Annotated in this window: 9 protein-coding genes and 1 tRNA gene; 4 read left to right on the top strand and 6 right to left on the bottom strand. The window is 62.5% G+C overall.

Annotation, left to right across the window (positions count from 1 at the left end):
• Positions 1 to 34 precede the first annotated feature (34 nt).
• Positions 35 to 110, top strand: a tRNA-Ala gene (locus ACEWX3_RS19830).
• Between the two features lie 77 nt (positions 111 to 187).
• Here ACEWX3_RS19830 and ACEWX3_RS19825 read toward each other — a convergent pair.
• Positions 188 to 1,390 (bottom strand): tyrosine-type recombinase/integrase, encoded by a 1,203-nt coding sequence (locus tag ACEWX3_RS19825; RefSeq protein ID WP_374157434.1) that lies wholly within the window; start codon positions 1,388 to 1,390, stop codon positions 188 to 190.
• Positions 1,387 to 2,085, bottom strand: coding sequence for a hypothetical protein (locus ACEWX3_RS19820; RefSeq protein ID WP_374157433.1), 699 nt, complete (start codon positions 2,083 to 2,085; stop codon positions 1,387 to 1,389). The genes ACEWX3_RS19825 and ACEWX3_RS19820 overlap by 4 nt, the downstream gene beginning before the upstream one ends.
• Positions 2,086 to 2,138: 53 nt before the next feature.
• Between ACEWX3_RS19820 and ACEWX3_RS19815 the strand changes: the two genes are divergently transcribed.
• The 3 genes from ACEWX3_RS19815 (at position 2,139) to ACEWX3_RS19805 (ending at position 5,031) form a co-directional block, all read left to right on the top strand.
• A complete protein-coding gene (locus ACEWX3_RS19815; RefSeq protein WP_374157432.1) occupies positions 2,139 to 2,354 on the top strand; it encodes a helix-turn-helix domain-containing protein in 216 nt (71 codons plus the stop codon).
• A gap of 176 nt (positions 2,355 to 2,530) precedes the next feature.
• Positions 2,531 to 4,018, top strand: coding sequence for a hypothetical protein (locus ACEWX3_RS19810; protein WP_374157431.1), 1,488 nt, complete (start codon positions 2,531 to 2,533; stop codon positions 4,016 to 4,018).
• 467 nt (positions 4,019 to 4,485) lie between these two features.
• Positions 4,486 to 5,031, top strand: coding sequence for a hypothetical protein (locus tag ACEWX3_RS19805; protein WP_374157430.1), 546 nt, complete (start codon positions 4,486 to 4,488; stop codon positions 5,029 to 5,031).
• A gap of 108 nt (positions 5,032 to 5,139) precedes the next feature.
• On the opposite strand, the gene ACEWX3_RS19800 is transcribed toward ACEWX3_RS19805, so the two are convergent.
• From ACEWX3_RS19800 to ACEWX3_RS19785, 4 genes are all read right to left on the bottom strand, one after another.
• Positions 5,140 to 7,680, bottom strand: a complete 2,541-nt coding sequence (locus ACEWX3_RS19800; RefSeq protein WP_374157429.1) for a DEAD/DEAH box helicase family protein — start codon at positions 7,678 to 7,680, stop codon at positions 5,140 to 5,142.
• Positions 7,673 to 9,337, bottom strand: coding sequence for an Eco57I restriction-modification methylase domain-containing protein (locus ACEWX3_RS19795; RefSeq protein ID WP_374157428.1), 1,665 nt, complete (start codon positions 9,335 to 9,337; stop codon positions 7,673 to 7,675). The genes ACEWX3_RS19800 and ACEWX3_RS19795 overlap by 8 nt, the downstream gene beginning before the upstream one ends.
• Positions 9,330 to 9,983, bottom strand: a complete 654-nt coding sequence (locus ACEWX3_RS19790) for an N-6 DNA methylase (protein ID WP_374157427.1) — start codon at positions 9,981 to 9,983, stop codon at positions 9,330 to 9,332. The genes ACEWX3_RS19795 and ACEWX3_RS19790 overlap by 8 nt, the downstream gene beginning before the upstream one ends.
• Before the next feature lie 558 nt (positions 9,984 to 10,541).
• The gene (locus ACEWX3_RS19785) at positions 10,542 to 12,422 is read right to left on the bottom strand and encodes an HNH endonuclease signature motif containing protein (protein WP_374157426.1); all 1,881 of its coding nucleotides are present in this window, start codon (positions 12,420 to 12,422) and stop codon (positions 10,542 to 10,544) included.
• Between the last annotated feature and the right edge of the window lie 174 nt (positions 12,423 to 12,596).

Below are 12,596 nucleotides of genomic sequence, written 5' to 3'. Positions count from 1 at the left end.
CCTGGTGGTGTAACTTCGGTGGGCACAACTTCACGGGGCTATGGCGCAGCTGGTAGCGCACCACACTGGCAGTGTGGGGGTCAGGGGTTCGAGTCCCCTTAGCTCCACCAATTGAAAACCCGCTCCGATCATTGGCCGAGGCGGGTTTCATGGTTTGCGGGGCGGTGGCCTACGCTCGCCGGTTGTCCTAACTCTGTCCTATCGCGGTCGAGAACACCGCCGACGCGGCGGTGAGCCGGTCATCGGTCACGCGCCCGTAGACGGCCTGCGTCATCCGCTCGGTGTGGCCGTGCCACGCTGCGACGACGTCGGCGGCGATCCCCGCCGCACGCATCCGAGAGATGTTGGAGTGACGCAGCTTTCCGAGCGTGATCGCCTTGAGTCCCGCAGCCTTGCGCTGCGCGGCGAACTCGCGGCTGTACTCGCGCACCGGCAGCGGCGTCCCGTCGGCCCGCGACAGCAGCAGGTCGGCCTCGGCCAGCGGTCGCCCCACGGCGAGGTGCTCGCGCAGATGGGCCGTGCGCATGGCCTTGAGCATCGACAGTTCGTGTGGCGGCAGCGGCAGATCGCGGGCACTGCGGTCTGTCTTGGTTCCCACGATCATGTCGCGCCCGTTGACGTCGACCCGAGCCTGCCGGATGCGCAGCGCCCCGGCCTCAAGATCGACGTCGCACCAGCGCAGCCCGCCGACTTCCTCGCGCCGCAGCCCGAGCAGCGTGAGCGCGAAACACCCAGCGAGGCGGTGGGCGGCGACGTGCTCGATGAACGCCGTCATCTGCGCGGGTATCCAGATATCGCCCGCGTCGGTGGCCGTGACCGACTTCTGTTCGGGCGACTCAAGATCGGCTGACGGATCGTAGGTCAGCCAGCGCATCCGCTTCGCGTGAGCCATGACCGACTTGAGCCGGACAATCGCACGGCGCTTGGTGGCCGGTGCGAGTGCCTTGCCGCCCTTCCCGGTCAGCGTGGCTGACCAGTCGGCCAGCGCGGCGGGCGTGAGCTTCTGCACCGGCACCGCGCCGAACGCCCGGCGGGCGTAGGCGAGCGACTCACGGTCGGCCCGAACGGTGTTCGGCCCGATCGACGGGTCGGCCTCGCGCAACTTGAGCCAGTGGTCGGCGACCTCATCGAATGTCTGGACCGACTTGGGTGCCCATGTCGCCGATGCCCACTGCTGGCGCTGCTCGGTGACCCACTGCACGGCCTCGCCCTTGGTGCGGAACACCTTGGTAGGCCGGACCTGCTTGCCGGTCATCGGGTCAATGCCCAACGTGGGCCGGGCACGCCAACCCTTGCCGTTCGGCAGCCGCTTGATCGAGTTGTCGGTGCGATCACCGCGCTGCTTTGGCTGACGGGCGGGCTGTGTGTCGGCTGCGGTGCCGGTGCTCATCGGTCGCTCTCCTGTTGGTCGGTGGTCGGCTCGGCGGCGTGAGGTTTCCGGGGGCGGCGTAGTTCGTCGGGTTTGAGCAGACCGGCGGCTTTGCACCGCCGGACCCATCCCTTGACAGTCTCAGCGGATACTTCGCGCCCGAGGGCGCTCGCGGCGCGGACGGCGACCTTGTCATAGAGATTGCCACCCTCGATGCTTGCCTCGCGCACCCACGCAACTACTTGCGTAAGAAACTCCGGGGACAACGGGGGCCGTCCGACGCGCTTGACGCCGGACTCGGGCGGTGAGAATCCCGGCGGCGCGTGCCGGACCATTGCGTCGACAACGCCGTCGGTGAACCGGAACCGTTCGATCCATTCATGGCCGTCCGGGGTGCCGGTTGCCGCGTCGAGGGTCCGGCGCAGCTTGCGAGCGGCGTCGGCAGCCTCGGCGGTATCTCGCATCGCCGCCACGCGGGCGAGCCGGTCAGTGTTGATGCGCCGCAGTGTGTCCGACGTGATCGGCACGCTGTCGACCGATGTCACCCGCAGATCGGTGATGACCGGCCCGTCGGCGGTGTCGCGCCACGCAATCTCGTAGGTGTGCGCATGATCGTGGCAGGTGATCGTCACCGGACGCTCGGCGTCGGCATCAACCTCGACCCCGACCACCTCGCCTGCCCGGCGCGGTGAGTAATCGCGCTTGGTCCCGCTCATATTTTCTCACCCTAGACGAAACCGCACAACGGTGCAAAATAGACACTATGACGATGACCACAGCCATCAAGGCGACTCCCACTCTGGACGAATTGCGCAGCGGGCCACCGACTCTGAGCATCGAACAGGCCGCACGCTACCTCGGCGTGAGTCGCGCCTATGGCTACACAATGGCGCGTGAGGGGCGGTTGCCGACGATCAAGCTCGGCGAGAAGCGCGTGCGGGTGCCCGCACTGGCACTGCTCAAGATGCTCGGCGGTGACGGGTAAAGGCCAACTGGCGCAACGCGATTGACCACGATATGCGTGCGCCCCGCCGGTTGACGAGACCGAGCGGGGCGACTTACCACCGATGAGAGGCAGCCGAGCAAGTGACCGCCACGGCTAAGACTAGCGGGAAGAACAGCGGCAGTCCCTACCCGAACAAGCCCGCGTGGGTTGATCGCGTGAATGCCGAACAGGCTCGCGACGACCGTGACCATGTCGCCGCTGAGCAGTACCGGGTGCGCAACGATGTCACGGCCTCGGACGGGGTGGCGGCTGCGGATGATGCGCTGGCCGACCTGCGCCGCGTCATGGCCGACAACGCCGGCGTGCTGACGTCGAGCGGGATTCTGGCCCACGTCGCCGGGTTCGCCGACGCACGCGGCGCTGAGCGGTACGCGACCGTGCTCGGCGTGCTCATGCGCACGGTGCTGGCCGTGCCACCGCAGGTTGTCCTGCCGCCCATCATCGGCGGCGAGGTGTCGCTGAACATGCTGCTGACGGTGGTCGGCGGCAGCGGTGCGGGCAAGGGCACCGCTGACAAAACCGCAGCCGCAGCCGTGCGCCTGTCGGTCGGCGGTCGCCGGGTCGCCCCGTCGCTGCCGATGATTCCGGTCGGCACCGGGGAGGGGATCAACCGCACATATGCCCACGCCGAGCGCGATAAGGACGGCAGCGGTCAGGTCGAGTTGAAATGGCACACCGACCGCGCCCTGTTCGGCTGCCGCGACATTGCCACGGTCGCGGCCCTGACGGCGCGTCAAGGCTCGACGCTGGTGCCCGAGTTGCTCAAGGCGTACATGGGTGAAGAACTCGGGTTCGCCAACGCCGACAAGGACCGGCGCGTCATCCTGCCGATGCACAGCTACCGGCTGTGCCTGTCGGCTGGCGTGCAGCCCGACAACGGCGCGGTACTGCTCAACCCGCAGGCGCAGCGTGACGGGGTGCCGCAGCGGTTTGTGTGGACGCCAGTGCGGCCCGGTGTCGCACGAGCACGACGCAGCGCCGACGCCGATCGGGTCGAGCCGATGACGGTGGCGGTGCCCGACTTCGGCATCGACCCCATGGACTTTCACGCCGAGGCCGACGACGCTGACCTCTATTCGCCCGCCGCGCTACAACTGGTGCCTATGAGCGTCGCGTCGCCCATCGTTCAACAGATCATCGACGCCGACGCGGCCAAGGACGCCGACCCGTTCGGGCGCAGTGACGACCCGCTGGCCGGTCACCGCCTGCTTGCTCAACTCAAGGTCGCCGCCGCGCTCGCGGTGCTGCACGACCTCACCTACGTCGGACCCGAGGACTGGCAGCGTGCCGAGCGACTTATCACCGTCTCGTCGGCGGTGGCTAAGGTTGTCGCCGTCGAGTCGCTGTCTGCCGCCGAGCGCGACGCTGTGCGTCAGGGACAGATTGACGGTCACCGGCTGGCCGCTGCCGACGACGCCCGGCAAACCGCCGCACTGCACACGGTCATGGGCCGGGTGACCCGGTTCCTCGGTGAGCAAACAGATTGGGTTTCTCAGGGCGCGGTGACCCGTTCGGTTACCGGGAAGCTGCGCCGTGACCTCCCCGACGCGCTGCTGGCGCTGCTCGATAACGGCACTATCGAGCGTCGCAAGGTCGAACGCGCTGCTCAGAGCGTTATTCAATATCGAATGCGGGTGTCGTGACTGTGGAACCGGGGTTGGCACCCTTGGCACAGGTGTTGGCACCCTCGACACCGCCGTTTGCCCAGTTCAGAAGGGGCTTGGCACCCTTGGCGCCCCTTGGCACTCCCCGCGCAGGTTCTCGTAGCTTGAGAGTCCCATACGAATTCGCCCGATTCGCTTTGCTGCTCAACTATTTGAAGCTGTGTGAGAGGCCGCGTTCTTGTGCGACTAGGTGCCAAGGGTGCCAAGGGTGTCACGCCCCCTCTGGCCTGCGGTTATGGGTGCCAACCCCCTGTGCCAAGGGTGCCAACCCCTGCGACGCGGTGGGCGGTGTCAACGAGGCCGCGAGGGCGCTCGCCGAGCCTCGGCGGTGGGCGGCGTCAACCGACACACCGCCCGCCCGTCGGCGAGCCGCGCCGAGCTAACCCGACCGCCCCGCCTGTCCGATCTGGACTGTCCGACCGACTGAACCGAGAGGGACCGTCACCATGAGCAATCCGTCGCGTATGAAACCCGACGCCGACGAGCGGCAACGTGCACTCAAGGCGATGGAGTTGCGAGTGCAGGGCCACCCGTACGCACAGATCGCCGCCGCGCTCGACTACGCAGACGAGAGCGGTGCCCGGCACGCGGTGTCGCGGCTGCTCGCTCGCCGCGAGGCCGAGTCGGTTGATGAAATGCGGGCGGTGCATGGCGCGAGGCTAGAGGCCGTGCTGTCGAGCTTCTGGCCCGCCACGAGGTCCGGTGACACCGACGCGGCGCGGGTCGTGTTGCGCACGCTCGACGGCCTCGCCAAGTTGTACGGCCTCAACGCCCCGACCCGCGTCGCGGCCGGCCCGCCGGTCAGCGCCGTCGAGTTCGCCGAGGAAGCTGCGCGGCTGATCGAGTCGATTGCGTCGATGGGCGCGACCGATGACCTGTTGCGCTCGCTGCCGGGTGGTGCCGGGCAGGCTGTACTCGACGGTGACCAGAGACGGCAGTGCGAGATCACGGCCACCGACGACTACGAGGGTTGGTCGAACATCGGGCCGTAGTCGGCCCCGGAGCCTGGCTAGTCAGGCCGGGCCAGGCCCTCATGCTGCACGAACATCGCCGCGATGCGAAATCAGGACAATCCAGTCGTTGTGAAAGAGGAGGTACTCCTAAAGTTCACGCGCAACGACCGTGTCATAGAGGCCCAGGTGACGTAACCCTTCGTGGCTATCAATGCCGGTATAGGACAGCGATGAATCCTCATAGCGGCGGAACGCAAACACCGCTTGGTTCATGTGGGCGCTGTTGAACACATTTAGCGATACCAGCAGATTGAAGTCATCGACGCTCAACCCGGTGACAGTCTTAAAGAGGTCGGGTTCGAGCTTCGTGATGACGTCCTTCAAAGTGTTCTCGCGAAAGTCTGTGAGGTACATGAACGCCGGAATTCGAGTCGCGAACTTGATCAGTTTCTCTTGAATTTGTTTGCGTTTCGACTTGTATTCCTTCTCTTCGTCGGTGAGTTCCTTCTTCTCCTTTGCAGTGATATCCTCACCTTTCGCTTTCTTGGTTTCCTTCACCTTCTCGCTCTTGTTGATGACAGTTTCAAAGACGTCGCTGCCGAGCGCCCGGAAGCCCTCAATGTTCATCACCGCCTCGAGCGCATCTGGGTTTTCTAGGATCTTGCGGAGTGTGTCGTTGTCGACGTTGACAAGCAGTGCTGATTCCCACTTACGTGCAAGCAGCGTTGCCGACGTGCCCGCCATAGCAATATCGAGGATGCCGCCAGCATCAACTTGAGTCATGTGGGAACCGTCGTAGGCAAGTACTGGAAGGAAGCTCACAAGCTCCCTCACCGCGTCCTCTGGGTTCGGTGCCTCGGGTGACAATCCAACGCCGTACTCAGCGATCTGACGGAGGGCGCGTGTGGGCGCAAAGTCAAATACGAAGCAGACCGGCTTGAAGTTCTCCTCCTGGTTTGGATCGTCGCCATTAGGGTTCCTAATTGACCACGGAGACTGGACACGAAACGCAGCCTGGAAGTAGGTCTCTGGCGAATTCAAATTGCGAAGCATAAGCATTGAACACCATTGCGGGACTGTCACACCCGTAGTGAGCTTTCCACAAGAGAGGGTTATGGTTTTCGAGTCATGCCCGTTCCCGATTGCCTCGCGAACCGGAGGGAGCGCAGCTAGTCCCACTCCGGCGCCTGGTCCCGCCACCGTAAGCACCTTGTAATCGTGGAAGAAGACGTTCTGCTTCTCTGCCAAGAGGTTGGCCATTGCATGGCACGAGGCAACAGATGGAAGAAACCAGAAAGAGTGATTCAAGTAAGGCAGAAGTCGAACGTCGGAGTACGGAAACGGCGGCTTCTTTGCTCCTAGCTTCAGGTTGTCGACCTGTGTAGAGGCGTACGCGCCACGAATGATGTCAAGCCATTTCTGTACATCGTTCTTGTGCTTGAACTCGGCCGCAGCGCCCTGGCCCGTTGCTGAGAAAAACTCACCCAAGTCGAATTCGTCGAACTCGCCTTGCTTGGCGATGGCCAACAGTTCGTCGGGCATCTGGTACGTAAGAAGTCTCATCTCGGGCAGCGCCCCGTACGGGTTCCAGGCACCAGGGTGCTCCTTCGCCCATAGTTGCTTTGCCTGCTGCTCGTCCGTGTAGGTCCAGTTGAAGATCTGCTCTTCGATGAACTCGCCGGTCGCGAGTGCTTTGAACGGCGTGCCTGATAGGTAGAGGTAAGCCTTGGTGGTAATGGGCAGGAACTCGGTCTCGTTTTCGCCCAGCTCGTCCAGCTCCTCATTGAAGCTGTCCAACTCGGGGTTGTACTCGGCGGCTGCTTCCTTCTTGGCCTCCGACTCGTCCTCGCCCTCGAACAGCTCCTTGGCACTGTCGCGCCATGCGCCGAAGTGGTACTCGTCAAAGACCACGAGATCCCAATTCGTTTCGTGCACCCAGGTGTTCTTGGGCTTGATGTTGCCGGACTTGTCCCTGCCCAAAAGATCCTGGAAGGAACCGAAGTACACGAGTGGCTTCGTCATATCGGCGGTGGTGGGATCCGTTCCAGTAGCCTTTGATAGGTACTGCCATCCGGTGAAGTCAGCGTGAGAGTCGAGGTCGTTCTGCCACGCATCTTCGACCGCCGGCTTAAATGTAACTACCAGCACCTTCATCGCGCCGAGCTTCTTCGCGAGTTGATATGTCGTGAATGTCTTGCCGAACCGCATCTTCGCGTTCCATAGGAAGCGCGGCACGGCGTCTTCATCCTCATTCCAGATAGAATTGAAGTAGCCTAATGTCTTCTCGACGGCCTCCGATTGTTCGGGACGCATTGCAAACGTCTCATGATGTGTGCCGACCAACTCCTGGCCGGTACGTAATTCAGTTATTACCGTTTGCACGTCCGGAAGCGTGCATTTAACCCACTCCAACTCAGGATTGGCGAAACCCTTCGCCTTCAGTCGATTCCGGACCTGATGGTCGGTGAACACTGATCCATCTTCGCGCTCCGCCGACTCGTCGAGTTGAATCGTGAAGTTCTTGATTGCCGCAGTCTTGAGCTGCTGCGCTACGCGGGTTTTTACTCCGAGTGTTGTCTGACCGATCTTTAGTAAACCCGCATGAGCGTCATCGTCTATGGAGTATGCGTAGATACGCAGTCGAGCTTCAGGCTTCTCAGGGAGAAGTTCCTCGACGGATTTACTCACTGCTCAAGTCCATCGGTCGAACCATACTCTCTATGAAGGCAATCTCATCATCGGTGATTCCGTACTTTGCGTACAGCTGATCATCAGACCATGGCTTCGAAAAATCTTGCATAGGAACGAATGTGTAGACAGGCCTAGTCGCGTGTTGGGACGGCTTGTGCAGTAGCACTAAAAATCTGACCAGGCGCGTTGCGATATACGTACAGACGTTCTTCGCCTGCTCTTCCGAGGCGAGAGGGCCAATATACAGATATGTTTCCGACGACACGCTGCCTGGCTCGCCGACGAAAGGCTTGGGAAGAATCGGATGCGGGAATGAATCACTTCCGCTTCCCGCGTACGCAAGGAAGACCTTCCAACGATCAATAACATCAATGCCGTGGCTAACTTCGCTCCGTGGGACATACCCCACGCCGCCGTTTCTGTAGAGCCGAAGGTCACCTTTCGACTTTTCGGTTTTCCCGCGGAATGTCGTATCGAACCCGAAAGGCTTTCGTGAGCTGACTAACGCGCTGAACTGCTTTTCCTTGGGTAAGACGAGAGGTGAGGTTGCTCCGGTCTCGACCTCCATAACCTTCTTGAGGATTGACACGCCCTCGTTGTACCGAATGAAGATATCGGCGCCCGGCTCCAATAAGGGCCGAGAGGCGCTAGACAGCACCGTTCCCTTATCGTGTGTCGTGACGCGCACATCGCCCTCGGCGTCCCGGTCCCAAAGAAAGAAGCAGACCCCACCCTTTACCTGTGTTCCGGGAAATACATCGTTCGAGTCCGGGTAGTCCTCTATCACACGAAGTCGCTTATCCGACAGCATTGACTCACGAAAGTCGTCAAGGCCCTTGCCGCCAGCGAACCAGCGAGCTGGAACCACCATGGTGAGATATCGAGGTTCCAACTTCTTTGCTTGCTGGACAAACAAGTGATAGATCGGTGCCGCGCTTGTCCCATATCCGCCATCGCTTAGTTGATACGGCGGGTTGCCAATGATGACGTCGAAATGCATGTTGTCTCCAAAAAGTTCAGCCATCCTGGCTTTAATGTCGTCGGCGTGAATAAAGGCGTACGCGTGCGTTTCGAGGCCCTCGGCACGGTCAAAGTTTTTCTGATTTGCACCGCAATACTTGCACCTGCCGTTGGTGCCCTTGGTGACGGGTTTGCCGTTGTTGTCCGCAGTCTCGACGAACTCTGTGGCTCCAACCCAGCTGTGTTCAAGAGGCTCGAACCATATGTTTCCGACCTCGGACGTGAACGAGGGTGCGATCGAGTGAGTGCCGCTCGCTGACTTCGAGCAGTAAACACTACGCCGGGCAATCAGGCTCGTGATCTGTGTAATTCCAATACCGAAGACTTGATTCACGAGGATATGGTCAACGCGCTTTTGGAGATCAGGAATTTCATCTCTCAGTCCATCGGTGAGGCGCTTCGTGATCTCGCGAAGGAACACACCCGACTTCGTGAAGGGGTCGAGGAAGGTTACCGATCTATCCGCCCAGATGTTAGCGCCGCCGTTAGCGTCAGCCCATGCGTCCGCAACTAGGTCAAGCATCTGGTTAGCGAACTCCGGCGGAGTGAACACCTCGTCATTCGAGAGGTTCGCGATGCATGTAAGCACGTCTGGGTTGCGATTATGCAGGGTGTATGCGGCTTGTTCAGTCACTAGTGCTACCTTCCGCAGCAATGTCGGCTACCGATAGAAAGCCGTGATCGCGAACGGGAGTAAAGATCTCGTGTTTGCCTAGATCACTAAAGAGAGTGTCATCGTCACCGAAGGAAGAAACCCTCGTCATTGTGTCGAAACGGAAGTCGCGACGGTGATACTTGCCCTTGCCGACGTAAGACCACTCGGGGAAGGTGATTGGTTCGGGTCTGGCCTCTCGCGTGGTCATCGACAGTGCGTCGCCGTGCACGATGTTGGCTTCCACGACTCGCTTGGCCGCTGTGTACCACTCAGACCCGACATCGACCGCGAGGTACTCCGTGAGAACGGCGAGTAGGTCACGTCTGCAATCGTCGACGTTATCGTTGAGCAATTCGACGCCATAGATCGACATGAGCGCCAGAAGGGCTTGATGACGCTTCTCGAAGTCGCTCCTACCATATCGGGCGTGTACCACCGCGAGCTTGCGCGTGAGTACCGGAACCAGGAAGTTTCCGGAACCGCACGCGGGTTCGAGGAAGCGGGCGTCGATGCGGGTCGATTCGCCCTTAACGAGATCGAGCATCGCCTCGACCATCCACGAGGGTGTGAAAACTTCGCCGTGGTCCGCCACTCGCATCTTCGACTTCACCAGTCCAAACGTCACAACGCAAGACTATAAGTCGGAGGGGGCGGAGCGCCCGTAGTCTCGGGCCGTGCCTCTTCTCCCAGTGGCCTGGCCGGGCGGATATGCCCCTGACCGTTTGCATCGCCATGCCGCCGGCCTGTCAGTCTCTCCACGCCAACCGTCGTCAAGTCAGCAGAAATAAGTAGCCGCCGAGCCGCGTGCTGGATGGCCCGGCAGCCCTTCGAGCGTGCGTGCGAACGCTTGGTGCGTGTCCTAGCGGTGTCCTAAGACTCCCGATTACGCGCAAACACGCCGTAGACACATGAGTACGAAATCGAACGGTTGACGTGGACGAATCGACACCCGATGGACGCCACGATACGGGCCAGCACACCCGGTTTCACCCTGGCAGTGTGGGGGTCAGGGGTTCGAGTCCCCTTAGCTCCACTTTTTGACCTCAGGTTCGCGGGTCGACTCTTCGCGCATTCTCGGCAATTTTCGATTCGACCGTCATCTGCCGCACGGCACCACCTGAACACGAAGTCCAGTGACACCTATCGCTAGCCCGCGGCGGCGTGCGGTTCGAGATGTCCGCGCTCAGGCGGCTTGGCCGTCTGGAGGTGCGGGTCCGCCGGGTTGGCCGGGGCTACTGGATTTGTCGGGTTTGTCAGGATCGCCGGGGTCGGCGGAGCCGTTGCATTCTTCGGGTTCGCCGGCGTCGTCGCTCGGCGATGGTTCGGTCAACTCATAGTTGATCGGCTCGTCGTCCATCGGCGGGCCGTCGGTCAGCGCGTGGTTCATCGGCTCGTGGTCGATCGGCTCGTCGCCGGTCAGTTCATGGTCGATCAGCGCGTGGTCGATCAGCGCGTGGTCGATCAGCGCGTCGTTGATCAGCTCGTCGGTGATCGGTTCGTTGTCGATCAGTTCATAGGTGATCGGTTGGTCGTCGATCAGCTCGTCGGTGATCGGTTGGTTGTCGCCGCATTGGGTGTCGTTCGGCGGATCGGAAGGGCGGTTGTGGGCACGGTCTGATTCCGCGCCATCGCCCTGCAGGCCGACGCCGGGATCGCCCGAACGCCTCGATGTCGACGGGTTCGCTGGCTGCTGGTCGGGGGGTCGGAGGAGTCGTTCGGGGCGGTGGTAGGTGTTGATGCGGGTTTGGCCGGTGTCCAACGCTGGTGGGGGGATCCATTCGACGTCGCCGCGCTCGTTCATCCGGGTGCTCCAGCCCTCGGGGCCCACGGCGCGGTTGTCGGGTCCACAGGCCAGGCCGAGTTCGTCGACGTTGGTGTTGCCGCCGTCGGTCCAGTCGGCGACGACGTGATGGGCTTGGCTGCCGTAGGCGCCCACCGTGCAGCCGGGTTTGGTGCAGCCCCCGTCGCGGGCGATCAGCATGATCCGCTGGGCGGGGGAGGCAACCCGGCGGGCCCGAAACAGTGCCAGCGCCGACCCGGTGGCCTTGTCGAACACCGCCAGGCTGTGATGGGCGTGGGCGGCCAGGCGGATCACCTCGGCGATCGGGAGGCGGGTGCCCCCACCGGTGACTCCGATCCCGGCCCGGGATTCCAGGTCTTGCAGGGTGGTGCGGATGATCACCGACACCGGCAACCCGTTGAGCTGTCCGAGCTGACCACTCATCAGCGCGATCCGCAACACCGCGACCAGCGCATCATGCTGGCGCTGGGCCAGGCTGCGGTGGTCGTTGTCGATCTGGGCCTGCGACGGGGTTCCCGAGACACACGGTTCGGGGTCGTCGGGGTTACACATGCCCGGGGCGGCGTACTTGGCGAAGATCGCCTCCAACAGCGCCCACGCCTCGGGGGTGAGTTCCCCGCTGATCGGGGTCATCGCATCGCCACGCTGTCGACCCTTGGTCAGTCCGCGGCGGCGGGCGCGTTCGGTGTCGTCGGGTTCGGGGCCGTCCTGATCGAGCAGGAACAACGCCAACTCCGCGGCATCGCTGACGTCCTTGGGTCCGGCCCCGGCCGCCAGGCGCACCAGATCGGTTTCGAACTCCTCACGGGTGCCGGCGTCGACGAAACCGGGCAGCTTGGCCACCGCCTTGGCGATCACCACCACATGCTCAGCGTTGATCACACCCTGGGCCTGCGCGGCCGCGGTCGCCGGCAACACCGGCGGCAAGGTTTCCCCGACGAGCGACTGCCGCGGCCCCAGCAGCGCCGCCTCACCCAACCGCCGCCCCGCCTCGGCGGTGGAGATCCGCCACCGCACCGCCAGCACCTGGTTCCACGACTTGGCGCCCATCTCCTTCGCGGTGGTCTCGACCTGCAGACGCGCCAACAACCGATGCCGCAACGCCGGCAGCTGACACCACACCGTTTCCAACTCATCAAGAGCCTCGACCAGATCCGCACGACCCAGCAGATCCACCCCAGCACCGGCCGCCTCATCAACCGCGGCGCGCACCGCTGCGACCGCCTCCGACAACGCCGACCCTGACATGATTCGAACATACATTCGACCACCGACAAAACCGGAGCTCCGATTCTGTGATGTATCAGGAGATCGGTGACAGTTCTGCCTCAGGACATCGGTGACACTGCACAGCGATGTCGAGACAGCGCACTATGTCGAGCAGGCGTGCGCAACGGAGACTGCGACGGCGCATTGCACCGTCGCGCTTGTCGCCTC

The sequence above is a fragment of the Mycobacterium sp. G7A2 genome (assembly GCF_041902445.1).
Lineage (GTDB): Bacteria > Actinomycetota > Actinomycetes > Mycobacteriales > Mycobacteriaceae > Mycobacterium.
The sequence above is the reverse complement of the archived record's forward strand: the minus strand, read 5'-3'. Positions and strand labels throughout refer to the sequence as shown.